The 25,376-nt window shown below is 61.2% G+C and carries 27 protein-coding genes; 17 read left to right on the forward strand and 10 right to left on the reverse strand.

Translation table 11 applies throughout. The features are described from left to right. Positions 1 to 145: 145 nt before the first annotated feature. Positions 146 to 1,285, forward strand: coding sequence for a succinyl-diaminopimelate desuccinylase (dapE, locus tag ACR0LD_RS12735; RefSeq protein WP_170360733.1), 1,140 nt, complete (start codon positions 146 to 148; stop codon positions 1,283 to 1,285). A 65-nt stretch (positions 1,286 to 1,350) separates the two neighbouring features. Further along, the gene (gene rnr, locus ACR0LD_RS12740; protein ID WP_480637263.1) at positions 1,351 to 3,615 is read left to right on the forward strand and encodes a ribonuclease R; all 2,265 of its coding nucleotides are present in this window, start codon (positions 1,351 to 1,353) and stop codon (positions 3,613 to 3,615) included. Here rnr and ACR0LD_RS12745 read toward each other — a convergent pair. Together ACR0LD_RS12745 and ACR0LD_RS12750 are read right to left on the reverse strand one after the other, a co-directional pair. After that, the gene (locus ACR0LD_RS12745; protein ID WP_170364849.1) at positions 3,606 to 3,992 is read right to left on the reverse strand and encodes a DUF1801 domain-containing protein; all 387 of its coding nucleotides are present in this window, start codon (positions 3,990 to 3,992) and stop codon (positions 3,606 to 3,608) included. The two genes, rnr and ACR0LD_RS12745, sit on opposite strands and share 10 nt — an antisense overlap. Next, entirely contained in the window at positions 3,989 to 4,687 is a 699-nt protein-coding gene (locus ACR0LD_RS12750) for a glutathione S-transferase family protein (protein ID WP_480637265.1), read from the reverse strand. Before ACR0LD_RS12750 ends, ACR0LD_RS12745 begins: the two co-directional genes overlap by 4 nt. An 82-nt stretch (positions 4,688 to 4,769) precedes the next feature. Between ACR0LD_RS12750 and ACR0LD_RS12755 the strand changes: the two genes are divergently transcribed. Continuing rightward, positions 4,770 to 5,483 carry a helix-turn-helix transcriptional regulator gene (locus ACR0LD_RS12755; protein WP_170360739.1) on the forward strand — a complete coding sequence of 238 codons (714 nt, stop codon included), beginning with the start codon at positions 4,770 to 4,772 and terminating at the stop codon, positions 5,481 to 5,483. A 65-nt stretch (positions 5,484 to 5,548) separates the two neighbouring features. Further along, a complete protein-coding gene (locus ACR0LD_RS12760; RefSeq protein ID WP_480637267.1) occupies positions 5,549 to 6,862 on the forward strand; it encodes a lytic murein transglycosylase in 1,314 nt (437 codons plus the stop codon). Between the two features lie 51 nt (positions 6,863 to 6,913). On the opposite strand, the gene ACR0LD_RS12765 is transcribed toward ACR0LD_RS12760, so the two are convergent. Both ACR0LD_RS12765 and ACR0LD_RS12770 read right to left on the reverse strand, forming a co-directional pair. Next, positions 6,914 to 8,311: an aspartate aminotransferase family protein gene (locus ACR0LD_RS12765; protein ID WP_170433940.1), complete on the reverse strand. Its 1,398-nt coding sequence runs from the start codon at positions 8,309 to 8,311 to the stop codon at positions 6,914 to 6,916. A gap of 75 nt (positions 8,312 to 8,386) precedes the next feature. Then, positions 8,387 to 9,070 (reverse strand): GntR family transcriptional regulator, encoded by a 684-nt coding sequence (locus tag ACR0LD_RS12770; protein WP_093964408.1) that lies wholly within the window; start codon positions 9,068 to 9,070, stop codon positions 8,387 to 8,389. A gap of 140 nt (positions 9,071 to 9,210) precedes the next feature. On the opposite strand from ACR0LD_RS12770, the gene ACR0LD_RS12775 reads away from it, so the two are divergent. From ACR0LD_RS12775 to ACR0LD_RS12795, 5 genes are all read left to right on the forward strand, one after another. After that, a complete protein-coding gene (locus ACR0LD_RS12775; protein ID WP_480637270.1) occupies positions 9,211 to 10,296 on the forward strand; it encodes a polyamine ABC transporter substrate-binding protein in 1,086 nt (361 codons plus the stop codon). Positions 10,297 to 10,370: 74 nt separating this feature from the next. Further along, positions 10,371 to 11,498, forward strand: coding sequence for an ABC transporter ATP-binding protein (locus ACR0LD_RS12780; RefSeq protein ID WP_480637272.1), 1,128 nt, complete (start codon positions 10,371 to 10,373; stop codon positions 11,496 to 11,498). Beyond that, entirely contained in the window at positions 11,498 to 12,388 is an 891-nt protein-coding gene (locus ACR0LD_RS12785) for an ABC transporter permease subunit (protein ID WP_170342177.1), read from the forward strand. The genes ACR0LD_RS12780 and ACR0LD_RS12785 overlap by 1 nt, the downstream gene beginning before the upstream one ends. Continuing rightward, entirely contained in the window at positions 12,385 to 13,203 is an 819-nt protein-coding gene (locus tag ACR0LD_RS12790; protein ID WP_170360749.1) for an ABC transporter permease, read from the forward strand. Before ACR0LD_RS12785 ends, ACR0LD_RS12790 begins: the two co-directional genes overlap by 4 nt. Further along, positions 13,200 to 14,501, forward strand: a complete 1,302-nt coding sequence (locus tag ACR0LD_RS12795; protein WP_170433944.1) for an NAD(P)/FAD-dependent oxidoreductase — start codon at positions 13,200 to 13,202, stop codon at positions 14,499 to 14,501. The genes ACR0LD_RS12790 and ACR0LD_RS12795 overlap by 4 nt, the downstream gene beginning before the upstream one ends. A 12-nt stretch (positions 14,502 to 14,513) precedes the next feature. Here the strand turns inward: ACR0LD_RS12795 and ACR0LD_RS12800 are convergent, their stop codons facing one another. From ACR0LD_RS12800 to ACR0LD_RS12810, 3 genes are read right to left on the reverse strand one after another with little or no spacing between them, the layout of a single operon-like run. Continuing rightward, positions 14,514 to 15,407: a phosphotransferase gene (locus ACR0LD_RS12800; RefSeq protein WP_480637274.1), complete on the reverse strand. Its 894-nt coding sequence runs from the start codon at positions 15,405 to 15,407 to the stop codon at positions 14,514 to 14,516. Between the two features lie 25 nt (positions 15,408 to 15,432). Continuing rightward, positions 15,433 to 16,098: a flagellar hook capping FlgD N-terminal domain-containing protein gene (locus tag ACR0LD_RS12805; protein ID WP_480637276.1), complete on the reverse strand. Its 666-nt coding sequence runs from the start codon at positions 16,096 to 16,098 to the stop codon at positions 15,433 to 15,435. 3 nt (positions 16,099 to 16,101) lie between these two features. Further along, positions 16,102 to 17,343 carry a flagellar hook-length control protein FliK gene (locus tag ACR0LD_RS12810; protein ID WP_480637278.1) on the reverse strand — a complete coding sequence of 414 codons (1,242 nt, stop codon included), beginning with the start codon at positions 17,341 to 17,343 and terminating at the stop codon, positions 16,102 to 16,104. A 111-nt stretch (positions 17,344 to 17,454) separates the two neighbouring features. Between ACR0LD_RS12810 and ACR0LD_RS12815 the strand changes: the two genes are divergently transcribed. The 6 genes from ACR0LD_RS12815 to ACR0LD_RS12840 all read left to right on the forward strand — a co-directional run bounded on the left by ACR0LD_RS12815 (position 17,455) and on the right by ACR0LD_RS12840 (position 21,182). Beyond that, positions 17,455 to 17,730 (forward strand): rod-binding protein, encoded by a 276-nt coding sequence (locus tag ACR0LD_RS12815; protein WP_170360756.1) that lies wholly within the window; start codon positions 17,455 to 17,457, stop codon positions 17,728 to 17,730. Continuing rightward, on the forward strand, positions 17,720 to 18,079 hold the full coding sequence (locus ACR0LD_RS12820; protein ID WP_170364870.1) for a flagellar biosynthesis protein FlgN: 360 nt from the start codon (positions 17,720 to 17,722) through the stop codon (positions 18,077 to 18,079). Before ACR0LD_RS12815 ends, ACR0LD_RS12820 begins: the two co-directional genes overlap by 11 nt. Before the next feature lie 207 nt (positions 18,080 to 18,286). Continuing rightward, positions 18,287 to 19,534: a flagellin gene (locus ACR0LD_RS12825; protein WP_170360760.1), complete on the forward strand. Its 1,248-nt coding sequence runs from the start codon at positions 18,287 to 18,289 to the stop codon at positions 19,532 to 19,534. A 78-nt stretch (positions 19,535 to 19,612) separates the two neighbouring features. Continuing rightward, a complete protein-coding gene (gene flaF, locus ACR0LD_RS12830; protein WP_480637281.1) occupies positions 19,613 to 19,987 on the forward strand; it encodes a flagellar biosynthesis regulator FlaF in 375 nt (124 codons plus the stop codon). Continuing rightward, on the forward strand, positions 19,987 to 20,388 hold the full coding sequence (gene flbT / locus ACR0LD_RS12835) for a flagellar biosynthesis repressor FlbT (RefSeq protein ID WP_170419998.1): 402 nt from the start codon (positions 19,987 to 19,989) through the stop codon (positions 20,386 to 20,388). Before flaF ends, flbT begins: the two co-directional genes overlap by 1 nt. A 47-nt stretch (positions 20,389 to 20,435) precedes the next feature. Next, positions 20,436 to 21,182, forward strand: a complete 747-nt coding sequence (locus ACR0LD_RS12840; protein ID WP_480637283.1) for a DUF1217 domain-containing protein — start codon at positions 20,436 to 20,438, stop codon at positions 21,180 to 21,182. 108 nt (positions 21,183 to 21,290) lie between these two features. Here ACR0LD_RS12840 and ACR0LD_RS12845 read toward each other — a convergent pair whose 3' ends face one another. The 3 genes from ACR0LD_RS12845 to ACR0LD_RS12855 form a co-directional block, all read right to left on the reverse strand. After that, on the reverse strand, positions 21,291 to 22,862 hold the full coding sequence (locus ACR0LD_RS12845; protein ID WP_480637285.1) for a DUF427 domain-containing protein: 1,572 nt from the start codon (positions 22,860 to 22,862) through the stop codon (positions 21,291 to 21,293). A gap of 103 nt (positions 22,863 to 22,965) precedes the next feature. After that, positions 22,966 to 23,667, reverse strand: a complete 702-nt coding sequence (locus ACR0LD_RS12850) for a winged helix-turn-helix domain-containing protein (protein ID WP_480637287.1) — start codon at positions 23,665 to 23,667, stop codon at positions 22,966 to 22,968. Beyond that, positions 23,639 to 23,926 (reverse strand): hypothetical protein, encoded by a 288-nt coding sequence (locus tag ACR0LD_RS12855; RefSeq protein WP_093964235.1) that lies wholly within the window; start codon positions 23,924 to 23,926, stop codon positions 23,639 to 23,641. Before ACR0LD_RS12855 ends, ACR0LD_RS12850 begins: the two co-directional genes overlap by 29 nt. Before the next feature lie 176 nt (positions 23,927 to 24,102). Between ACR0LD_RS12855 and ACR0LD_RS12860 the strand changes: the two genes are divergently transcribed. Both ACR0LD_RS12860 and ACR0LD_RS12865 read left to right on the forward strand, forming a co-directional pair. Next, complete coding sequence (locus tag ACR0LD_RS12860) at positions 24,103 to 24,567, forward strand: hypothetical protein (protein WP_170364227.1); 465 nt, start codon at positions 24,103 to 24,105, stop codon at positions 24,565 to 24,567. Positions 24,568 to 24,678: 111 nt separating this feature from the next. Then, complete coding sequence (locus ACR0LD_RS12865) at positions 24,679 to 25,296, forward strand: ribonuclease HII (RefSeq protein ID WP_480637289.1); 618 nt, start codon at positions 24,679 to 24,681, stop codon at positions 25,294 to 25,296. Positions 25,297 to 25,376 lie beyond the last annotated feature (80 nt).

Below are 25,376 nucleotides of genomic sequence, written 5' to 3' on the forward strand. Positions count from 1 at the left end.
CGTCGCGAGGTCATCGACCGGGATTTCTTTTTTGCCGTTTTTTCGGGCTGGGCGACCGGAAAACCACCGATCGGGGTTGGCATTGCGGCCAATTCGTTGAATCTGTGCGTGAACCCACATCCTGCCGACCCTGCGAGGCCCCTGAATGACCGACTCTGTCCAGTTGACCGCAGACCTGATCCGTTGCCCCTCGGTCACACCCGAGGAAGGCGGGGCGCTGATTCTGCTGGAAGATATCCTGGCGCGGGCCGGTTTCACCTGCACGCGGGTGGATCGCGGCGGCGTCTGCAACCTGTTCGCCCGGTGGGGCGACAAGGGGCATGCGCGCAGTTTCGGGTTCAACGGCCATACCGACGTGGTGCCGGTGGGCGATGAGGCCGCATGGACCCGCCCGCCGTTCGGCGCGGAAATCCATGATGGCATTCTGTACGGTCGGGGCGCGACCGACATGAAATCGGGGGTGGCGGCCTTTGTCGCGGCGGCGGTGGATTTCGTGCGCGACACCTCGCCCGACGGGGCGATCATCCTGACTATCACGGGGGACGAAGAAGGCGATGCGGTGGACGGCACCACCGCGCTGCTGGACTACATGCAGGCGCAAGACGAGCGGATGTCGGTCTGTCTGGTGGGCGAGCCGACCTGCCCCAACGAGATGGGCGAGATGATGAAGATCGGCCGCCGCGGGTCGATGACCGCGTGGTTCGAGGTGACGGGCGTGCAGGGTCATTCGGCCTATCCGCATCGCGCCAGGAACCCGCTGCCGGCCTTGGCGCGGCTGATGGATCGGCTGGCCAGTCACGAACTGGATCGGGGGACGGACCATTTCGACGCTTCGACCCTGGCGGTGGTCACGATGGACACCGGCAACGCGGCCACCAACGTCATTCCCGCCCAGTGCCGTGGCGCGGTGAACATCCGGTTCAACGACCTGCATACAGGCGCCAGCCTCAGTGACTGGCTGAAGGCGCAGGCAGCCGACGTGGCGGCCGAGTTCGGCGTGCAGATCGACACGCGGATCAAGGTCTCGGGCGAAAGCTTTCTGACCCCTCCGGGGCCGCTGTCGGAACTGGTGGCCCGCGCGGTCGAGGCCGAGACCGGCCGCCGGCCCGAGCTGTCCACCACCGGGGGCACCTCGGACGCGCGGTTCATCAAGGATCATTGCCCCGTGGTCGAGTTCGGCCTGGTCGGACGCACCATGCACCAGGTGGACGAATCCGTCCCGGTCGAGCAGATCCGCCAGCTCAAGGCGATCTATGCCCGGATCCTGGCCGATTATTTCGCCTGAGCGATTGATGCGTCCGGCCACTTTTTGGTCATGACGCGGTCGTATCGGCGTGCTAGGCGGAAATCATGAAACGCATACCGACCAAGCAGGAGATCCTCGACTGGATCTCGGCGAACCCCACGCTCACCTCGAAACGCGACATTGCCAAGGCCTTTGGCATCAAGGGCGCGGACCGGATCGACCTGAAACGGATCCTCAAAGAGCTTGAGGTCGAGGGCCATCTGGAAAAGCGCAAGCGCAGCTATCGCGACCCGGACCGCCTGCCGCCGGTCAGCGTGCTGCAGGTCAAGGCGCCGAACGCCGACGGCGACCTGTTCGCGCGGCCGCTGGAATGGCATGGCGAAGGGGTCGAGCCGATCGTGCTGATCATTTCCCGCGCCAGCGACCCGGCGCTGGGCGAGGGTGACCGGATCTTGGCCCGGCTGACCCAGGTGCATGAAGAAGACCACAATTACGAGGCCCGCCTGATCCGCCGCATCGGCGCCAATCCGCGCCGGGTCGTGGGCATTTTCCGCAAGGGCGCCGAGGGCGGTCGAATCGTGCCCATCGACAAGGCCGGATCGACCGAATGGCTGGTTGCCGAAGGCGCGGCGCTGGGCGCCAAGGATGGCGAATTGGTCGAGGCCGAGCAGGCGGGGCCGAAAAACCGCATGGGGCAGCCGCGCGCGCGCATTGTGGAACGGCTGGGCGATCCGTCCGCGCCCAAGGCGGTGTCGCTGATCGCGATTCACCAGCACGGCATCCCGGATGATTTTCCCGATGACGTGATCGCCGAGGCCGACCGGGCCAAGCCCGTCGGGCTGAAAGGGCGCGAGGATCTGCGGGACATCCCTCTGCTGACGATCGACCCTTCGGACGCGCGCGACCATGACGACGCTTGCTATGCCCATGCCGATGATGATCCGAAAAACCCGGGCGGTCACGTGATTTGGGTCGCCATTGCCGATGTGGCGGCCTATGTGCGCCCCGGCAGTGCGCTGGACCGCGAGGCGCGCAGAAGGGGCAACTCGACCTATTTCCCCGACCGCGTCGTGCCGATGCTGCCCGACCGTCTGTCGGGCGATCTGTGTTCGCTGCACGAAGGCGTGCCGCGCGCCTGTATCGCGGTGCGGATGCGGATCGATGCAAACGGCAACAAGATCGACCACCGCTTTGTGCGCGGGCTGATGCGCTCGGCCGCGTCTCTGCATTATGCCGAGGTGCAGGCGGCCATCGACGGCACCCCCAATGACCGGACCGGCCCGCTGCTGGAGAGCGTTCTGAAGCCGCTCTATGCCGCCTATGGCGCGCTTAAGACGGCGCGCAACGAACGCCAGCCGCTGGACCTGGACCTGCCGGAACGCAAGATCGTGCTGAACGACAAGGGCGAGGTCGAAAGCGTGGCCTTCCGCGAGCGGCTGGACGCGCACCGGCTGATCGAGGAATTCATGATCCTGGCCAATGTGGCCGCGGCCGAGACGCTGATCGCCAAGCGCAGCCCTCTGTTGTTCCGGGTGCACGAGGAACCCGCGCCCGAAAAGCTGGAAAGCCTGCGTGAGACGGCACAGGCCGCCGGGCTGAATCTGGCCAAAGGGCAGGTGCTGCAGACCCGTCACCTGAACGCGCTGTTGAATGCCGCCGCCGGCACCGAGGATGCTGAGCTGATCAATCTCAGCACCTTGCGGTCGATGGCGCAGGCCTATTACAGCCCCGAGAACTTTGGCCATTTCGGGCTGGCGCTGCGCAACTATGCGCATTTCACCTCGCCCATCCGCCGCTACGCCGACCTGATCGTGCACCGGGCGCTGATCTCGGCCCATGGCTGGGGCAAGGACGGTCTGACCGCCGACGAGATCGAGCGGCTGGAGGAGATCGCCACCCACATCTCGGACACCGAGCGCCGCTCGATGATGGCCGAGCGCGACACGACCGACCGCTATCTGGCGGCCTATCTGAGCGAGCGCGTCGGCAACGAGTTCACCGGCCGCATCAGCGGCATCGCCCGGTTCGGGGCCTTCGTCAAACTGGACGAAACCGGGGCCGACGGGCTGGTGCCGGTGCGGTCGCTGGGGCGCGAGTTCTTCCACTTCGACGCCGAGGCCGGCACCCTGATGGGGGCCGATACCGGCCTGACCATCGCCATTGGCCAGCGTGTCACAGTGCGCCTGACCGAGGCCACACCGGTGACCGGCGGGCTGGAGTTGGAGCTGCTGTCGATCGAAGATCAGGCCATGCCGCGCGGCGGCGGACGTGGGCGGCCCGGCCGTCCGACACGGCGCAAGGCGGTCAGCACCAAGCGCAAGAAGGACAAGATCAAACGCAAGGTCGAGCGCAAACGCCGTCAGCGGTGATAGGTCAACGCCCGGGCGATCAGCCATCCATGCCTGACGGGGTCGATCTGTTCGATCCCGTCGAACAGGATGGCGCGATTGCCGTCAATCCTGTCAGCGTCGGGAAAGGCCGAGGTAAACTCACCGATAAGCCGGGTCTGGCAGTGGACAAACAGGGCAAACCGGGCGGAGGTGTGTCCACCCAGCCTGATGGTTGTCCCCTTGGGACTCAGATAGGCCGGTTGGCCCCATCGCAGAGCCTCGGTCACCAAAACCGCCGGTTGAAGTTCCTGCGCGGTGGCGAAGACCAGATCGCGCAGAGCCAGAGCGCCGCTTTTGGTGTCCGTGGCGAATGCCTCGTAGGCAGACGCCACCTTGGGGTCATCGAAAGGCCTCATGGCAGGGGGATCGCCTGTTCCATCCGGTCAACATAACTGTTCAGCAGCGTATCCTGTTTGATGCGCCGGGTCAGCCGGGTATTGGCCGGAGTGGCCCGCATCGCAGCCAGCATCGGGCCGACGCTGAGGTCGGCCGAAGTGGGGTGATCGCCCAAAAGATACGGGGCCTGCCACAGATAGGCTGAGATCGCCTCGAGGTCGCGTTCGACCCGTGCCATCCGTTCGGCCTCGGAGAAGCGTCCGATCCCTTGGGACCGAAGGCCTTTCAAGACCGATTTCCGGACCGAGTTCGAGATCGGGCGTCGGACGATTCGGGGAATCTCATAGAAGAAGGTGTCGCGCAGAACTGGCCAAACCTCGTCGTTGGCCCAGCGGTCAATGACGATCTGGAAGTACAGATGTTCCTCGGCCATACGGATCAACGCGCGGGACTGGCCCTTTTGCACATCGCTCAGGCCACGGTCGAATTCGGCGCCCTGCGCTTCCAACCAGTCGCGAATCTGGTCGCTGTCCGGCACGAGACGTTCGGGTGTGCGCAAAACCGGCAACTTGCTGTGCGGCATCTGTCGCGGATCGACCATGTCCGAACGGCGCCAGTGCAGCCCGGCCAGCTGCAGCATATAGGCGGTTTTGACGCAAAAGGGGCTGGCGCTGAAAAGTCCGAAAGCGGAAGGGTAGGTAAGAAGGGTCAACATAATAGGCTCCGAAATTGGGGTGCCGCCGGTCTATCGCGGGCTAATGACAGTTTCTGTCATTAGGTTTAGATTGAATGACATCATGTCCCGCACCGCCCGACTGTTCCAATTGATGCAGGCCTTGCGGTCTGGCCCGTCGCCCAAGACCTCGGCGCAGTTGGCGCAGGATCTGGGGGTTTCGGCACGCACCGTGCATCGCGACATCGACGCTCTGCGTGGTCTCGGTGCAGTCATTGATGGCGAGGCCGGGTTCGGGTTCACCCTGATCGAAGACGCGACACTGCCGCCGCTGGGATTCACCGATGACGAGTTGGAGGCGCTGGTTCTTGGCCTGCGCGAGGTGCAACTGATCGGAGACCCGGCTCTGTCGGACGCCGCCGGTGCGGCGCTGCGCAAACTGCAGGGCCGGCTGCCCCACCGCCAATCCCACCGCCTGAGCCACGCAGTGCTGACCGCCACCCGGTTCGACCGTCCTGCCGCACCCAGCATCGAAGTTGCCGACCTGCGGCAGGCGACGTGGGACGAGCGTGTGGTCGAGTTCGACTATACCGATGCGAAAGGTGACGACACCCAGCGCCGCGTGAGCCCACTGAGCATCGTGTACATGGATCATGCCAGCGTACTGCTCAGCTGGTGCCATCTGAGGCGGGATTTTCGCGTGTTTCGGTTGGACCGGATGCGCGCGATGTCCGTCACCCAGGACAGTTTCCGCCCCAACCGCGTGCCTTTACTGCGAGAGGCGCTGGCCAAGATCCGGGCCGAGCGCGAAGCAAAAGATCAAGAGAGCCAGTCCTGAGCGCTTTGTGATTTGCGCAATCTGGGGTACCCTGTCTGCGAGCAGTAATCAGGAAAACCTGAATCATGAAATATGTGTGTGGCTTTGTGGCCGCCGCATTTTGGGCATCCATCTTGCAGGCGGAGACTTCGAATACAACCAAACGACCACAGATCAGACCGGCGCTGGATTCGATCCAGTTGGCGTCGGCCGATCTGACGGTTTCGATCCGGCCGGTGCCAAGGCCGACCACCGGCATGCACCGGGTGGTCGTCGAAGGCAACACCAGCTTCGAGACTTGGTTGAACGCCTTCCGGCACCGGGCAGTTGCGGCAGGTATCCGGCCGCAGGTCCTGGACCGGTCATTGTCAGGCCTGACCTACGACAACGACGCCATCAAGCGCGATCGCAGTCAGGCCGAGTTCTCGAAACCGATCTGGGAGTATCTGGATTCGGCCGTGTCAGACCTGCGCATCGCGAATGGGCGCAAGGCGCTGGTGCGGTACAAGGATACGCTGGACCGGATCGAAGCCCGGTACGGGGTCGAAAAAGAGGTGGTGGTCGCGGTCTGGGGGCTGGAAACATCCTACGGCACGTATCGGGGCAGCAGCCAGACAATCCGGTCGCTTGCAACGCTTGCCCATGACGGGCGGCGCGCGCAGTTTTTTGAAACACAGTTGCTCGCGGCATTGCAAATCGTGCAGGCCGGCGACATCACCTCGGACCGAATGACGGGCAGTTGGGCGGGTGCCATGGGGCACACGCAATTCATGCCGACCTCATACCTCGAGCACGCGGTTGACTTCGACGGCGACGGACGCCGCGACATCTGGTCGGACGATCCTACGGATGCGCTTGCGTCTGCTGCCGCCTACCTTGCCAAGTTCGGGTGGACCAAAGGTCAGCCATGGGCGGTCGAGGTGCGTTTGCCCAAAGGGTTCGACTATGCCAGCGCCAGTCGGGACGTTAGTTTGCTGCCTTCGGAATGGGTCGCACGCGGCGTCCGCGCCGCGAACGGCGGTGGCATCGCAGATTTCGGGCCCGCCTCGATCCTGCTGCCGGCCGGCAGCGGTGGCGTGGCCCTGATGATCTTTGACAATTTCAGCGTGATCGAGCGTTACAACGGCGCCGATGCCTATGTGATCGGCATCGGCCACCTGTCAGACCGGCTGGCCGGGCAGGGTCCGTTCCGCGCAAGCTGGCCGCGCGGCGACCGGGTGCTGAGTTTTACCGAACGCAAGGAGTTGCAGCTGCGCCTGACCCTGGCCGGGTTCGACACGCAGGCCATCGACGGGCGGATCGGTCCGAACACCATCAATGCGCTGCGGGCCTACCAAATGGCGCGAGGTCTTTTGCCGGATGGGTATGCCACCGTGCAATTGCTGGAACGGATGCGCTGAACGAAAAAGGGCGGCCCTACCGGACCGCCCGTTTGCGATTTTTTCCTGAGATCAGGAGGCCGCTTTCATCAGGCCCTGGGCGATGATCTCAGCCTGCGCCTCGTCCAGCGACTTGTAAATGCGCACGAACATCTCGTCGATATCTGCCGGGGTCAGGATCAGCGGCGGCGAGATGATCATCCGGTCGCCCACATGGCGCATGATAAGGTTGTTGGCAAAGCAGCGATCGCGGCAGATGTACCCGACCGTGCCCGGATCGGAGGCGAACTTGGCCCGGCTGGCCTTGTCCGGCGTCAGCGCGATCGAGGCCATCATGCCCACAATCTTGGCTTCGCCCACCAGCGGGTGCTCGACCAGCGCCTCCCATTTCTGTTTCAGATAGGGGGCCGCGACATCGCGCACATGCTCGACGATCTTTTCTTCTTCCAGAATGCGCAGGTTTTCCAGCGCGACGGCCGCCGCGACGGGGTGGCCCGAATAGGTATAGCCGTGGTTGAACTCGGTCCCGCCGATCACCTCGGCAATCTCGTCATTGACGATCGAGCCGCCGATGGGCGCATAGCCCGAGCTGAGCCCTTTGGCGATGGTCATGATATGCGGGCGGATGTTCATGGTCTGCGAGCCGAACCAGTTGCCGGTTCGACCAAAGCCGCAGATCACCTCGTCGGCGATCAGCAGGATGTCGTACTTGTCGCAGATGCGCTGGATTTCCGGCCAGTAGGTGTCGGGCGCGACGATCACGCCGCCCGCACCCTGGACCGGCTCGGCGATGAAGGCGGCAACGCGGTCTTCGCCCAGTTCCAAGATCGCCTCTTCCAGCTCGCGTGCGCGGGCCAGACCGAACTCTTCGGGCGTCATGTCGCCGCCCTCGGCCCACCAGTTGGGCTGGTTGATGTGGTGGATGTTCGGGATCGGGATGCCGCCCTGCGCGTGCATGCCGGCCATGCCGCCCAGCGAAGCCGACCCGACGGTCGACCCGTGATAGGCGTTGTGGCGGCTGATGATGATGTTCTTGTTGGGGTGACCCTTTTCCGCCCAATAAGTGCGGACCAGACGGATGTTGGTGTCATTGGCCTCGGACCCGCCGGCGGCGAAGAAGACATGATTCAGGTCACCCGGTGCCAGTTCGGCCAGCTTGGCCGCCAGCGCGATCGCCGGGACATGGGTCGTTTTGAAGAAGGTGTTGTAGTAGGGCAGTTCGCGCATCTGGCGCGCCGCCACTTCGGCCAGTTCGTCGCGGCCATAGCCGACGTTCACGCACCACAGGCCGGCCATGGCATCCAGGATCTCTTCGCCCTCGCTGTCGGTCAGATAGACGCCCTTGGCTCGGGTGATGACGCGCGCGCCTTCCTTGCCCAGTGCGCCGTTGGCCGAAAACGGGTGAAGGTGATGCGCCGCATCCAGGGCCTGCAATTCGGCGGTCGGCATGTGGTTGGTGATGGTCGACATCGGTCTCTACTCCTGCAACAGCGGTTGCCGTCACAATATGATCAAATTTTTTTCTGTCAATCGAATCGCGCTGACCTATTCGGTCGCCAGCGCCTCGGCCATCAGTTCCATGCCCTGTTCGATATCCTGGGTCGTTGCTTTTGCGACTTTTTCAGCGTCGCTGGCGCGCAAGGCATCGATGATGTCCTTGTGCCGGTCTGGAAGGCTCTGGGTGCCGAAGCGCCCGCAGACGACGCGCAAGGACGGCCCGAATCGCAGCCACAGGCGCTCGGCCAAATCCTTTAGAATCGGCGCGCCGGCATGGTCATAGAGTTTTTCGTGGAATGCATGGTTCAGGCGAAGATAGCCGCCAACGTCCCCGTCGGCGATCGTGCGATCCAGCTGTTCGTCGATCTTTTCAAGCTGGTCGATATCCGCCGTGGTCATGTTGACTGCTGCGCGCCGGGAAAGCTCTGATTCTACGGCATTTCTGGCGAAAATCATCTGTTCGACATCTGTTGCGGTCAGAAGGGGAACGCTGACCCGCCGGTTGCCCTGAAAGATCAGCGCACCGTCCGAGATCAGGCGCCGGATGGCCTCGCGCACCGGGGTCATGCCCACGCCCAGCGAATCGGTCAAGCCCTGGATCGTGACCGGTTGCCCCGGCACCAGATCGCCGAACATGATCTGCGACTTCAGTGTCTGGTACACCTGTTCATGTGCTGGTCGTTTTTCGGTCTGGGTCACTGCAGCAGATGCCTTATTTTTGATCAAATCCAATTGGTTCACCCCGATCCCAATGCTCCCGGCTTGTCAGGTTTCTTGCCCCGTGAAACCATACGACGTATCGAGGGAAAACGCAAAACTTGATCAAATCCAAAAAAACGGGAAAATGCCCGTACACTTGCAGGGAGAAGAAAATGAAAATCAAAACGCTGACGATGACGGCAATTGTCGCATTGGGGACGTCGGCCGCTGTTGCGGAAGAGGTGCGCGTATACAACTGGTCGGACTACATCGACGAGGAGTTGCTGAGCAAATTCCAGGAAGAGACGGGTCTGACCCTGATCTACGACGTGTTCGACAGCAACGAGGTTCTGGAAACCAAGATGCTGGCCGGGGGATCCGGTTACGATGTGGTGGTGCCATCGGGCACCTTCCTTCAGCGCCAGATCCAGGCTGGAGCCTTCCAGAAACTGGAAATGTCCAAGCTGCCCAATGCAGTTAACCTCTGGGACGTGATCCAGGAACGCACGGCCGGCTATGACCCGGACAACGCCTATTCGATCAACTACATGTGGGGCACCACGGGGCTGGGCGTGAATGTCGACAAGGTCAAGGAAGTTCTGGGCGACGATGCGCCCTTGAACAGCATGGACCTGGTGCTGAAGCCCGAGAACATGGAAAAGCTGGCCTCATGCGGCGTCCATTTCCTGGACGCACCGTCCGAGATCATTCCCATGGTACTCCAGTACATTGGCGAAGATCCGGACAGCCATGACACCGACGTGATCGCCAAGACCGAAGAAGTGCTGATGGGCGTGCGTCCCTACATCCAGAAGTTCCACAGCTCGGAATACATCAATGCGCTGGCCAATGGCGACATCTGCGTGGCCGTGGGCTGGTCGGGCGACATTCTGCAGGCCCGCGATCGGGCGGATGAGGCCGACAACGGTGTGACCATCGAATACCATCCGTTTGCCGAAGGCTCGCTGATGTGGTTCGACCAGATGGCCATTCCGGTGGATGCACCCAACCCGGACGGCGCGCATAAATTCCTGAACTTCATCCTGGATGCCAACAACATGGCGGCGGCGTCGAACTACGTCTACTACGCCAACGGCAACAAGGCGTCGCAGGAGTTTCTGGAAGAAGACGTGATCGGCGATCCGGCGATCTACCCGGATGATGCCACGATGCAGAACCTCTACATCACCACGCCTTACCCGGCCAAAACGCAGCGGATCGTGACCCGCCTGTGGACCAAGATCAAATCGGGCACCTGATCCGAAATGATTGCGCAAGGCAGAATGGTTCTGCCTTGCGCACAACCTGTACAGGCTGACTTACGGGGGCCGATTTGAACTCTACCGTCTTTGCGCCGTGGGAAGATCCGCAGGCGAAACCCTTGATCCAGTTCAAAAATGTGACCAAGCGATTCGGGGACTTTACTGCCATCGACAATCTGTCGCTGGACATCTTCGAGCGGGAATTCTTCGCTTTGCTGGGGCCGTCGGGTTGCGGCAAGACGACGATGATGCGGATGCTGGCGGGGTTCGAGAAACCCACCGAAGGCCACATCATGCTGAGTGGTCAGGACATCGACCCGGTGCCGCCGAACAAGCGGGCGGTCAACATGATGTTCCAGTCCTATGCGCTGTTTCCCCATCTGAACGTCTGGGACAACATCGCCTTTGGCCTGCGCCGGGACAACATGCCCAAGCATGATCTGGAAGACCGGGTCGAGGAAATGCTGCGCCTGACCCGTCTCGAGAAATTTGCCCGCCGCAAACCGCACCAGATTTCCGGTGGTCAGCGTCAGCGCGTGGCGCTGGCCCGGTCGCTGGCCAAGGCGCCCAAACTGCTGCTGCTGGACGAACCTCTTGGTGCGCTGGACAAGAAGCTGCGTCAGGACACCCAGTTCGAGCTGATGGACATTCAGGAAAAAACCGGCACCACATTTGTGATCGTGACCCACGACCAGGAAGAGGCGATGACGGTCGCCAGCCGCGTTGCGGTGATGGATCAGGGTCAGTTGATGCAGGTCGCCACGCCGGACCGGATCTACGAAAACCCGAACTCGGTCTATGTCGCCGATTTCATTGGGGACGTGAACATTATCGAAGGTCGTGCAACCGCCGCCGGTGAGGGCTCGTACAGTATCGAATGGGCCGAGGGCCAGCCGCCACTGACGGCGACATCGGCGGCAAGCTTCGGAAACGGTCAGACCTGCCACCTGGCCATCCGGCCGGAAAAGGTAACGATCTCGGCCGAGCGTCCTGCCGATGCCGTCAACGCAGTGCAGGGCAAGGTGCATGACATTGCCTATTTGGGCAACCTGTCGACCTACCATGTCGAATTGCCAAACGGGACGATCATCAAGGCGCAAACGGCCAACACACGGCGGATTTCCCGCCGGTCCTTTACTTGGGAAGACCCTGTCTGGCTGTCCTGGACAGCCACGGCGGCGGTTCTGCTGGCAGACTGATGCGCCGCGCGGTCCTGATCGCCATTCCCTATGTCTGGCTGCTGGCCCTGTTCCTGGTGCCGTTCTTCATCGTGTTGAAGATCTCGCTGTCGGACATCGCGCTTGCGATCCCGCCCTACACCCCGACCCTTGATCTGTCGCAGGGCTGGGCCGGGATCAAGGAATTCTTCAGCCTACTGGATTTCGAGAATTTCGTCTGGCTGACCGAGGACGACCTGTACTGGAAAGCCTACTTGTCCAGCGTCAAGATCGCGCTGATCGCGACCGCGCTGACCCTGCTGGTGGGCTATCCCATCGCCTATGGCATGGCCCGCGCGCCCGAGGAATGGCGCCCGACGCTGATGATGCTGGTGATCCTGCCGTTCTGGACCTCGTTCCTGATCCGCGTCTATGCGTGGATGGGGATCCTGTCGAATGAAGGCTACCTGAACCAGTTCCTGCTGTGGACAGGCATCATCTCGACCCCGCTGACCATTCTGAATACGCAGACGGCCGTCTATATCGGTATCGTCTACACCTATCTGCCCTTCATGATCCTGCCGATCTATGCCGCGCTCGATCGGCTGGACGGCTCGCTGATCGAGGCGGCCGAGGATCTGGGCTGTTCGCGCACACAGGCCTTCTGGCTGGTGACCATCCCGCTGTCGCGCCCGGGCATCATTGCGGGATGCTTCCTGGTGATGATTCCGGTGATCGGTGAATTCGTGATCCCCTCGCTGCTGGGCGGGTCGGGCACACTGATGATCGGCAAGGTCTTGTGGGAGGAGTTCTTCTCGAACCGCGACTGGCCGGTGGCCAGCGCCGTGGCGGTGATCCTGCTGCTGATCCTGGTGATCCCGATCGTGCTGTTCCAGCGCAACCAGCAGAAACAGGCGGAGGCAGAGCAATGAACAGGCTGAGCTGGTTCAACACGGTCTCGCTGACGCTGGGCTTTGCGTTTCTGTACATCCCGATGGTGATCCTGATCATCTTCAGCTTCAATGAAAGCAAGCTGGTCACGGTCTGGGCCGGGTTCTCGACCAAATGGTATGGCGAACTGATGCAGAACCAGGCGTTTCTGGATGCGGCTTGGGTCACCGTTCGCGTTGCCGTGTTCTCGTCCACGCTGGCGACCATTCTGGGCACCATGGCCGCCTATGTCATGGTGCGGGGCGGGCGGTTCTTTGGCCGTACGCTGTTCTCCGGGATGATCTATGCGCCGCTGGTGATGCCCGAGGTGATCACCGGCCTGTCGCTGCTACTGCTGTTCATCGGCATCGGGCTGGACCGAGGCATCCTGACCATCGTGCTGGCGCATACGACCTTTTCGATGTGCTACGTCTCGGTCGTGGTGTCCTCGCGGCTGGTGACGTTCGATCAGTCGCTGGAAGAGGCGGCGCTGGATCTGGGCTGCTCGCCGGCGCAGGCCTTCAGGTTGGTGACGCTCCCCATCATCGCGCCGGCGGTGATCTCGGGGTGGCTGCTGGCCTTCACCCTGTCGCTGGATGACCTGGTGATCGCGTCCTTTACGTCCGGCCCCTCGGCCACGACCCTGCCGATCAAGATCTTCTCGGCGGTGCGTCTGGGGGTCAGCCCGGAAATCAACGCGCTGTCGACCATCATGATCGCCGTGGTCACCGTGGGCGTGATCACCGCTTCGCTGGTGTCGAAACGCGCGATGGTCCGGCAGCGGCAAGAGGAACAAGCCGCCGCGCGCACCGAATGAGGCGGATCTTTCCGGCCTATACCTATGGCCCCGGCCCCCGTGAGGGGTGTTGGTGGGATGAAACCACTACGGCGCCTGACTGGCCCGTTCATTCGGGTGATTTGTCGACCGACGTTGCGATTGTCGGCGGCGGGTTCACCGGATTGTCTGCTGCCCTGCACCTCGCCGAACGCGGTGTGTCTGTCGCAGTGTTCGAGGCCGAAACTCCGGGCTGGGGCGCTTCGGGGCGCAATGGTGGGTTTTGCTGCCAAGGAGGGTCCAAGCTTGGTTCGGCGACACTTGCGCGGCGCTATGGGATTTCGGCGGCACAGGATTACGCGCAGGCCGAAACCGACGCGGTCGCCTTGGTTGCGGATCTTTTGCAGCGCTTTCGGATCGACGCAGACGTTCACTCCGAAGGAGAGACGCAGCTTGCGCACAGCCCGCGCGCGATGGAGCGGCTGCGGCGTCGCGCGGAAAGCGGTGGGGTTCTGCATGAGCCGTCGGATTTGGAACGCCTCGGTATGGGGGGCCGTTTCTTTGGCGGATATACCGACCCGGTCGGCTTTGGGCTGAACCCGCAGAAATACCTGTTCGGGTTGGCCCGGGCCGCGCAGGCGCAAGGTGCCGCAGTATTCTCGAAAAGCCCGGTTCAGGACATCAGAAAAGCCGGGTCCGGGTACGGGATGACCACCCCCACGGGCCGTGTTCAGGCCAAGACGGTGTTGATCTGCACCAACGGTTATTCCAGCGACGATCTGCCCGACTGGTTGGCCGCCCGTTACATGCCTGCACAGTCTACGGTCATGGTGACACGTCCGCTGACCGAAGCTGAATTGCAGGCACAGGGGTGGACATCGCGCCAGATGGCGTACGACACGCGCAACCTTCTGCACTATTTCCGCCTGATGCCGGACAACCGGTTCCTGTTCGGAATGCGCGGAGGCCTCATGTCCTCGCCGCGCGCTGAGGCTGCGATCCGTCGCAAAGTACGCCGTGACTTTGATCGCATGTTCCCGGGTTGGGCCGAGGTTGAGGCAACTCATATGTGGTCAGGTATGGTTTGCCTGACCCGTGACCTGCTGCCCTTTGTCGGGGAGGTTCCGGGCCACCCGGGCTTGTTTGCCGGTCTGGCCTATCACGGGAACGGCGTGGCGATGGGCAGCTATTGCGGGCGGGCATTGGCCCGCTTGGTTTTGGGTGAGCCCGCGAATATTCCGGACGTCATCGCCAAACCGCCGTCAAAGTTCCCATTCGGGCGCTGGCGGCGACTGCTGATGCCACCGGCTTATGCGGCCATGGCTCTTGCCGATTTGTGATACGGCCCACGGTCAGAGGGCCGCAACCTCAAGGTCAAACCCGGCCCTATAGGCTGGCGCACCATTCTCGGCCCGCCACAGGCAGTAGGCAGCCATACGCCAATTGTACCAGGGCTTTAGCTCGAGGTATCGGCGCACCGTCGGCGGGCTGTCATAGGCCGACAGAAACGTAGCCTCTTCCTCGGGGGTCAGCGCCTTGCCGCGATAGAGATGCTGCATGGCGGGTGACAGGAACAGGGCAAGATCCTCGCATGGGTCACCCATCGCCGGGCATTGCCAGTCGATCAGTGTCAGCCCCGCAGAGGAGACGAGGATGTTGCCGGCCACCGGGTCGCCATGGATCAGGCATACTCGGGGGGTCGGCGGCACCCGGACCCTGGGTTTGCGTTCGGCCAGAACGGCGCTGAGTCCCGAGCGGCAACCGTTCAAAATACGGGTGCCGTGATGATCGAGATCAACGCTTCCATTGCATCCCTTAGGGACCTCTAGCACGATTTCTCGGGCGTGCAGATTATGCAGCAGTTTCGCCACCTGCGCGGTCCCTTCTCGCCACGGAGTGCCAGCCGCATGGTCATAGAAAACCCAGCGATCCGGGCCAAAGCTGCCCGAGGCGCGAAGCCGCGGAACAAACCCCGTCGCAGCAAGTGCGTGCAGACAGGCTGCTTCGAGTTGGGCGTCGTTGCGAAACAGCGGGTTTTGAAGGGAAGACCGATAGAACTTCAAAACCCGGTCCGGCTTGGCGTCCAATACCTTCCACACCTGGTTCGTGCGTCCGCCATACAGCGTTTCGAACTGGGCGTCTTTTGCGATCAACCCGCTTTCGACAAGTTGGTCTGCAAGGCCGGGTGGAGGAGCGGTTGGAACGGACAGTTGAGACACCGGAGCGTTGCGAATCTGGACGGCCAATCCTTGGCCCGCAGCGCCCCCGAGTTCAAGCGCCGGTACGAACGGCAACGACGTCGGTTGCCGGAATCACGACGCCGCTGTCCAAGGTCAACATGACGACACCGGCCCCGACTTGGGCTTCGACGACGCGGCTGTAGGTGGCCGCAGGCCGCGCCGAGAGCAGTTCATCACCCAAATAGCTTTCCAGTGTTGCGGAATAGGTGCCGTTGGGCAGCGGATTGCCCGATGCATCCACTCCAGCCCAAAGAAACTCGGTTTCGGATACCGGAACAGAGACCCGGTCGATTTCGGTTCCGTCAGAATCCTTGATGACCAGCACAGACGCATCCGCGCCCAGGTCAGGCTGAGTGAATATGGTCTGCGGCTGGCCATCAAACCGGAAGGAGGCTGCGCCCTGAACATCGACCCCAATCCAGTTGGACAGCTCATCCAGATTGACGCTGCTCAGGGCGGCGGTGAGGTTTGCCAGAAGGTCGTTGGTCTGCACCTGCTGCTCGACCATCGAAAACTGGGCGAGTTGCGACGCATATTCCGACGAATCCAGTGGCTCCAGAGGATCCTGGTTGCGCGCCTGCGCCGTCAACATCATGAGAAACGTCTCAAAGTCCGAGGTCAGCCCTGTCGCTGTCGAAGTTCTCGTTGGCTGCGCTGTTGAGGGTGTATGTGTCGCGGATGCCGCTGTGGTGATCATGGGTCAAAGCCTCAGGTCCAACGCCCGGTCCACCTGAGTTGGGCGGGCCAGAGCGGGTGTTTCGGTTGCAGGGTCAAGCTCCCCTGTGGTGATGAATGTGCTTCGTTCAGTTGGCTCAGCGTCCTGTTCTGCGTTCGCCGAGGTGCCCAGATCAAAGGAAAGATCGCCCAGCCCCATCTCTTTGAATTCGGCTGACAGGATCGAGATATGCCGGCGCATGAGGTCCATGGTTTCAGGCCGGTCGGCGACGATCATCATGTGCAACCCGTCTTCGCGCCCGGTCACCTTGATCGAAACTTTGCCCAGCTCTTCCGGAGTCAGTGCGATTTCCACGCTTCCGCTTCCCGGCTTTGCGACGATGCTGGCCGCCATTTGCCCGGCGACCGCCCGAGCAATTTCCGCCCGGCCCGAGAGCGGGACGCCGTTGGTCGGGCCTGCATCCCTTTGCGCTGGGGTCGTACCCAAGTCCTGCATTGGCATCCGGTCGTGCAGACTGTCCTCTGGCATCGGGTCCTTCAGTGCTGCGCGTTCCGATGTACCGACGATCTGCGCCCGGATGATGGATTCCGTTCCCTGGCCAGCAGGTTTGGCCGGCCGTTGATCCACCCCCCACGATCCGGTGGCCTGCTCGTCGCGCCTGGCTTCTTTACCGGTTGCAGTGCGCAATTCGTCCTTTCGGTTCTGCAGCCCTCCACTCACTCCAGGTTCGGTGGCGTTCAACTGCTCTTTTGCGGCTGACGCAGGTTGGGGCGCTGTGCTCGCGGCACGCTCGGGCGCTTCGGCTCCCTTGCCCGTGTCGCCCGCGAGCGATCGGCGATCGGGATCAGAGGTTACTGCGCGCATGGCCGCGGCGGCAGTTGACTGGCGTCCCTCCGCCGGAGGGCTGGCCTCGAGAGTGGCGTGCGCCGTCGCCTCGCGCTTTGGAAGTTCACCGGGCGTTGCCATGGGCAGAGGCGTGTCTTTCTGTCGAGCGTCCTGTTGTGATCCCTGCAATTCCAGCGGTTCAGCCAAATCGGGTTCGACCTGCGGGACGTCAGGGTCGGTGTTTTCATCGCCATCCACGATTTTCGGACCCGCGCGGCTGTCCGGATGAGGTTTCGCCTCGGCCTCTAGGTTCAGCATCTCATCTTCGGCCATGAGCTCCGCGAAATCAGAGTCGCCTTTTGTTGGGGGCTCGGACTTTGCGGCCCAATCCGGCTTTCCGCCGGAAATCACATTGGTCATCATGGTCAGGGCGTTGGGCATTTTGCTCCGGCTCCGGTTGTTTGGCCCAAACCTGCCCTCAAGGTAGTTACGTATATTTTAACCGCTCTTCGCTTTGATCGACAAAGATCGAAACAATTTTCGGAGAGGGCGATGGAAATCCCAAACTTCGCGCCGGTACCGCGCAGCAATATGACCGAACAAAGACTCAAGGCCGCAGCGGTCGAGCTTGAGGCAACTTTTCTAGCCGAAATGCTGAAGGCCGCAGGCCTGGATAAGACGCGGCAGGCTTTCGGAGGTGGCGCGGGCGAAGACCAGTTCGCGTCTTTCCTGTTGCAGGAGCAGGCCAGGCAATTGGCCCGATCCGGCGGGATCGGACTGTCGGAAACCCTTTTCAATGCAATGATGGAGAAGACCCATGCCGACTGAGCACAAGCAGGGACTGATTAAGGCTCTCGAGGAGGTTCTCGATCTCGAGCGCAGGGCTTTGGTCGAAGGGGACCTGGATCGGCTGGGCCAGATGATGCCGCAGAAGGAAAAACTGATCGGCGCACTCAACGAGATGCAGGTGCACGACAGTGACGACTTGATCCGGCTGCACCAGAAGGTCGAGCGCAATCAAGGCCTGCTGAACAGCGCGGCCGAAGGGATTCGGGCGGTCATGAACCGGATGTCTGAACTCAGAAAAATCCGGCAGGAATTCACGACCTATGACGCGGCCGGGCAACGCAATGGCTTCGCCGTCCGTCAGGATCCCAAACTGGAAAAACGTGCCTAGCGGTGGGTTTGATTCAAATCCGTCTTTTTCCGTCGGACCGCCTTAGCACTCCGTTAGGAGATCAGGCCCAAAAGTGGTCCCGCACCTCGAAAGAAGGTGGCGCGAGCACCGATCGGTAGCTCGCACAGGTCAGAACGACAACACGTCCGCCAATGATGGTCGGGCGTCACTGGGCGAAGAAGGCCCGAATGGAAAAGGATGAAAAACATGTCCAGCATTCTGACAAACAACGGCGCGATGGTTGCGCTGCAGACTCTGAAATCGGTCAACAAGAACCTTGCAGCAACCCAGAACGCGATTTCGACGGGTAAGGATGTCGCTACGGCCAAGGACAACTCGGCCGTATGGGCGATTTCCAAGGTGATGGAATCCGATGTCAACGGTTTCAATGCGATCAAGGATAGCCTGGCACTGGGTGAATCGACTGTCGCCGTGGCCCGGAACGCTTCGGAAACCGTGACCGACCTGCTGACCCAGATGAAGAACAAGATCGTCGCCGCGCAGGAGGACAACGTCGACCGCGGCAAGATCAATGATGACGTAGCCGCCCTGCGGGACCAGATCGCATCGGTTGTCGGTGCCGCACAGTTCAACGGCCTCAATCTTGTGGACGGGTCAGCGGGCACCGCATCGATCCTGTCGTCGCTGGATCGCGACAGCGCTGGCAACGTGACCGCGTCGTCGATTTCGGTGGCCAGCCAGGACCTGTCGACCGGTGGATATGCCAGCAAGGGCGTTCTGGCCGGCTCGGACAACGCGACCACTGACAATGACGCCGCCGGGTTCACAATGGACAAGTCCGGCGGGTCCGGTGACATCGTGATCGATAGTTCGACCGACAACTTCGCCGTCGGTGACAAAGTGTCGATCACCATCGGGGACAAAGTTGCATCATACACCGTACAGGCCAGCGATCTGGATCCTTCGGGAACCTATGACTCTGCCTACACAGATGCCATCGTGGCAGTGGGGCTGAAGAACCAGATCGACGCGCTTGGGATCACCGGTGTAGCGATCGACTATGACTCCAGCGCGCCGGGCACTCTGTCCTTCGTGACCGGGACCGCAACCGCTGGTGCTGACGCAGATCGCGACGTAACCGTTTCGGCCCAGTTCACCAATGCCGGTTCTGGCGGTCTTGGTGCGCTGTCGTCGATTGACGTTTCGACCAGTGCCGGCGCTGCCGCAGCACTGGGCACGATCGAAACCTTGATCGACACGGCGATTGACGCGTCGGCCGCGTTCGGTTCGGCGCAAGGGCGGATCGAGACCCAGAAGGAGTTCATCTCGAACCTGACTGACTCTTTCAAATCCGGCATCGGCTCGCTGGTGGACGCCGATATGGAAGAGACCTCGGCCCGTCTGCAGGCCCTGCAGGTCCAGCAGCAATTGGCGACACAATCGCTGTCGATTGCCAACCAGGCCCCGCAGTCGATCCTGTCGCTGTTCCGCTAAGGCGGAAACTTGGTCGGGGCGTGACCAACGCGCCCCGGCTGTGACTGCAAATACGACGGCCTTTTGAAAGGATTTCAAGTGACCCAGCAAACGCTTGCACAACGGGCATATGCTCAGTCCGCCGCTCCGACGCGAACCCCGCGTGATACCGAGTATGAGGCGATTTCAAAGATCACACACCGGCTCAAGGCAGCGGCCGCGCGCAAAGCCTCGGATTTCGCGGGCTTTGTTCAGGCCCTGCATGAAAACCGCCGCTTGTGGTCCGTCCTGGCCAATGGCGTCGTTGACTCGGACAATGCACTGCCGAATGAGCTGCGCGCGCGGATCTTCTATCTGGCCGAGTTCACCGAGCAGCACACGGGCCAGGTTCTGGCCAGCAAGGCTGGGGTCGAGCCGCTGCTTGAAATCAATCTGGCGGTTTTGCGCGGGCTGCGTCAGCGGGGGACCGCGTAATGGGCGGGCTGGTTCTGAAGCTGGCGCCGAAAGAGCGGGTTTTGATCAATGGCGTAGTGATTGAGAACGGCGATCGGCGGACCCGCTTTTCAATCATGACGCCCGAGGCAAATGTCCTTCGGTTGCGCGACGCAATACATCCCGACGAAGTGACGACCCCGGTCCGGCGCGTGTGCTACGCGGCCCAGCTGGTCCTGTCCGGAGATCTGGAAGCCGGAGACGCAAAACAACAGCTGCTGCGGCGGATCGAGGAACTGAGCCAGGTCTTCACGGATGCCGACAGTCGCCGGGTCCTTGCGCAGGCGACCGAAGCCCTGGTGACTGAGCAGTACTACAAATGCCTGAAGGCGCTTCGATCTTTGCTGCCGCGCGAAGAGCGTCTGATGGCCTATCGGCAATGACATTCCTGCCGGTCGTTCCAACTGGGGGTGTCGTAGGGTGGCGTTTTTTGCAGCGCACCTATGACGCCCAGTTGCAGGCCTTTTCCACCTCGGCGGTCAATGACCGGGACACGCAGTATTTTGTGGAAAACATCCGAAACGTCCGATCGGCAGAAGATCTGGTCTCTGACCGGCGACTGCTGCAGGTCGCGTTGGGCGCGTTCGGATTGGAAGGTGACCTGGACAATCGGTACTTCATTCAAAAGGTCTTGTCAGACGGTACGAGTTCGGATGACGCCCTTGCGAACCGGCTGGCTGACAGCAGATACAGGGAGTTTTCCGAAGCATTCGGCTTGGGTCCGGGCGAAGTTCGGAAAACCGCACTGATCACTGACATGGACAAGATCGCTCAGAAGAATGTCGTCGCCCGGTTCGAAAGCTCGGTCGGAGAAACCGACGACTCGATGCGGATCGCACTTTTTGCCCAGCACGCTTTGAAAGACCTTGCCGGGCAGTCCGGAAGCGAGACCAAGAAGTGGTACGATCTGCTGAGCCTGCCGCCGTTGCGCAGCATGATGGAAACAGCGTTGGGCCTGCCGTCAAGCTTTGGCCAGCTGGATATCGACAAGCAGCTGGACGTATTTCGGGACAAGCTGAGCAGAGTGACCGGTTCGCCGAACCTTTCGCAGTTCGTCGATGCCGATGCAATTGCCGAACTGACGGATACTTATCTCGCCCGAACTCAGATCGCACAGATGCAGAGTTCGATTTCTCCCGCGCAAACTGCGTTGATTTTGCTGGGCGCCGCAAGTTGAACCGTTCGGGCTAAGGTCAGTACCTCGCGCCAGGATCAGAAAGCGCACCAGTGCCTTGCGCAGCTATGAATGGCTGTTTGGGATCGGGGGGGCAAGGGTGCCGGATGCTCAGGCATCCAGAACCGTGTCAGCGGATGTCTGCAAGGCAAAAGACATCACCGGATGCGAAACGTTGTGCAAGTCGACCGGCCCCAATGGAACGGCCCGGGAACAGGCCGGCTCGATATCTTCGGAAACGACGATCCGATGGCCATTGAGCTTGCCGAACTCGCCCAACCGCGCCGCGACATTGGCTGCATGTCCGATCACCGTGAAATCAAGCCGCTCGCGCGAACCGACATTTCCGTACGTGACACGCCCGGACGATACGCCGATCGAGCAATCGCATTGCCGGTTCTTGTCGGAGCGACGCAGCTCGGCCAATTTCTCGACGATTTCAACGGCACTGCGCTGAGCGTCTGACCGTGCCTTGCCGGGGTCCTCACCTGCCGGGAAAACCGCAAGAACGGCGTCGCCGATGAATTTCAGAACCTCACCGTCGTTGTCGTGGACGATGCCGGACACCGTTTCGAAGAATTCGTTCAACAGGTTGATGTATTCCGTGCGGCCCAGATCCTCTTCCAGGCTGGTTGAGTTGCGCAGGTCACAGAACATGATGGCCGCGTCGATGTCATCGCCGTCGCCGCGACGAATGTCGCCGCCCAAAACGCGGGCCCCGGTTCGTTTGCCCACATAGGTCTCGAGAAGGGCCTGAGCATTCTCGCGCTGCATGAACACCTCATAGTAGCGGGCGATGACGGCCGAGCACTCAAAGACAAGCCCCAGGTTTTCCGTGGTAAAGCCGTTGGGGTGGTCGCAGGTCAACGTCAGGACATTGATACGCCCGTCGGAAAACGGCAGAGGCATTGCCACGTAATCGGTGCCCCCCTTGGCGCGCAGGTCCTCCATGATGGGGAAACTGTTGTGGGGGTTGTCTACGTTCAGCCGTTGCCGAACGCCGCCCAATCCGTTCGAGACATGCCGCAAGGGGCTGTTGATGAACGCGGGGTGGTCGTGAATCTCGTAGGTTGGAATACTGGTCGAAATCTCCTCGGCACCCTTTTCCCAGATGTAGTGCTTGCCTGCGATCAAGGGATGCAGCGACCAGACAAGGATGCTGAGACGTTGAATGGCGATGCCGTGTTCCAGCATTTTTTCGGCCAGGGTCTTGGTGAAATCTTCCGGTGTTGAGATCGACCCCGCGCCACGCATCAACCAATCGATCAACGGGCCGCTGATGTTGCCGTCTCGCGGTTGGCGCAATTGATTGTCGCCCAGATCGATATGAGTGTAGGCCGCCGGCATGAAGCCGATGTGACCCTGAATGGCTTTGCTTTCAGGCAGGGAATCCTCGTAGGCCCAAACCGAGTTTGCCAACCGTTCATCGCCAATCAGGACATCGTGATAGGTTGCCGTGCCCTTGAACGGGCAGAAGGTCTGCAACTCGGTCTCGCCGCTCAGATCAACGCGCACGTCTTCGCGCGGAACATAAATCGCAGGCGGCAGCCGGGTTTCATACATGACCTTGGCATTCGTGCTTTCAGCCAGAAGGATGTCATCGCGGTAGATGGCAACCCTGCCGTCAAGCGTTTCGATCGAAATTCCGTAGCCGTTCGTATTCCGTGTGGCGTGGACATTCATCGGCCGTCTCCCTTGCCCGGGTCCCTAGAGGATGGGCTTTTGCAGCCCGATTTCCAAGGGGCGCAACACAGAATTTACCGATCGCGATCCACGGCCGAGGTGGTCAGACCATCTGGATCACGTCTTTTTCGATCGCCAGCATATAGCCCTTTTTGGCGATGTTTTTGACCAACAGCTCGCTGACCATCTGATTTCCCAGCGCGTCCCGCAGCCGTTTGATGCGCGTGGCCCCGGCAGCTTCGTCACAGTCCGATATGTCTCGGCCAGAGATCATGGCTTCGATCTGAACCCCCGACAGCACTTCGTCGTCGAGACGGGACTCGGCCAGGACGGCCAGTGTTTCCATCGCTGCGGGCGTCAGCTTGAAATCCATGTTGTTCAGGTAGACGGTGTTCTCTTCGCGACTGATCAGCAGCGACGTGACCTGGATTCCCGTGCGCTCGATCTGGGCCATTCGACGGTTCAACGTCACCAGCATCACCAGAAAGACCAAGGCGGCCAACAGCATGGCCGTGGCAAAGATCAGCAGCACGAAGATCACCATCCGGTAGCTGGCCAGCGTGTCGGCAAATGCGGTTCCGGATTGCGCGAGGATCTCCAGCAATCGGATTTCAGCCTGGGTGGTCAGATCGCTTTCGACGAACAGCCGCTCGACCCGTGCGTTAAAAGCATTGGCATCGGGCAGGGTCCAGAACAAAAAGACTGCGGCCGTGATCAGGATCACAACGATTGCGGCGATGCCTGCTCCGACCAGCCGGGTGCCAGACCGCCGAGCCTCAGAAACGGAGATAGAATTTTCCGGCATTGGCCTTCCTTTGATCCAACCCTTCCGGTCCAAAAACGCTGATCACGTTGAGCAACGTCCACCCCGAGGATTTCAGCCTTTTGGCCACCTCTTGCTTGGCTTGCCCCTTTTTGCAGGCGGACACCTGCATCACGCCATAGTGCAGGCGCAGCGGGTTGTCCTGTTTGGCCTTGTAATCGGCATAGCATTCGGCCGCCGAAACGGTGGTGCTCAGCGATATCAACGTCGCAACGACCAGGAAAGAGAGGATCTGTTTCATAGGCTGCATCCTGCGCATGGCTTGGCACGATATTCAATATCTCAAAGGGTTTGCGGCGATGATATCGGATAACACTGGGCCGTTATTGCTTGTCTGTCGGCGGGTGGCCGAAAGCTGTTGCATCAGTTTCGCGGTCAGCCAGTGGCGCCGCGTCCAGCTTTGAAAGGACACTTGTCATGCACCGGAAGTTCATCGCCCTCGTCGTCGCCACCGCAGTCGCCATCACCGGCGTTTCCGCATCCCAGGCCAAGGCGGCCGACGCCCATGATATTCTGGGCGGGTTGGCGGCCATTGCCATCATCGGTGCGGCCGTCAATCACTATAACAAGGAAAAGCGCAAAGAGCGTGTCACCCGGCAGAACAACTATGTCTACCAGCCGCAAAACGTTCGGCCCGATCATATCCGCCCGCTGCCCCGGCGTGTCGCCCGCTATGACCTGCCGCAGCGTTGCCTGAAGACCTACAACGGCTATTCGAAGAAACGTCCTTTGCTGGGGCCGAATTGCCTCGAGAAACACTACAAACATGCCAATAGCCTGCCACAACAGTGCAAAGTGGGGTTCTGGGACGGCAAGAAGGTGAAGCGGGCCTACGAACCCGCCTGCCTGCGCCAGAAAGGATACCGCGTGGTTTACCAGTAGTCGGTTTCGAGCAGGAGCAGCGCCGCAGAAGCGCTGTATGGGAAGGGGGCGGCCTGGGTCGCCTCCTTCTTTTTTGTTGCGGTTCGGACCAAAAAGCGGTTTGCCGAGGGGATGACGACTCCGACGTTTGAATTGGAACAGGCGCTGATTGCGCAGGGCTATCCCCGAATAGCAGGTGTAGACGAGGTGGGTCGCGGCCCGTTGGCCGGTCCGGTCGTGGCGGCCGCGGTCATTCTGAATCCGCAGGACATCCCCGACGGTTTGAATGACTCCAAGAAGCTGACGGCGCGAAGGCGGCGCACCCTTGACGAAGATCTGCGCGCCCGGGCCGAGTTTGCCATTGCCGAGGCGTCGGTTGAGGAAATTGATGACCTCAATATCTTGTATGCCTCTCATCTGGCGATGGAGCGCGCCGTCGCCGCCCTGCATCCTGCGCCGGACTACCTGTTGATCGACGGCAATCTGATCCCCAAAGGGCTGACCTTGCCGGCGCAGGCCGTGGTCAAAGGGGATGCGAAGTCAGTCTCGATTGCGGCGGCGTCGATCCTTGCAAAGAATTGGCGCGATCAACTGATGGTGGATTTGGCGCAACAGCATCCGGGCTACGGCTGGGAAACCAATGCGGGCTATCCGTCCAAACAACACCGCGAGGCGCTGCAATATCTTGGGGTAACCCCACACCATAGACGTTCATTCAAGCCCGTCCACAATATCTTGTATCAAGAGTAAATCGTAACCCTCTGATTCAAAAAAGAATTTGACGCCGAATCCGGTTTGACTCATCCTAGTCTCAACCAAATGAGCGCAAA

It is taken from the genome of Ruegeria sp. BF8 (assembly GCF_056538625.1).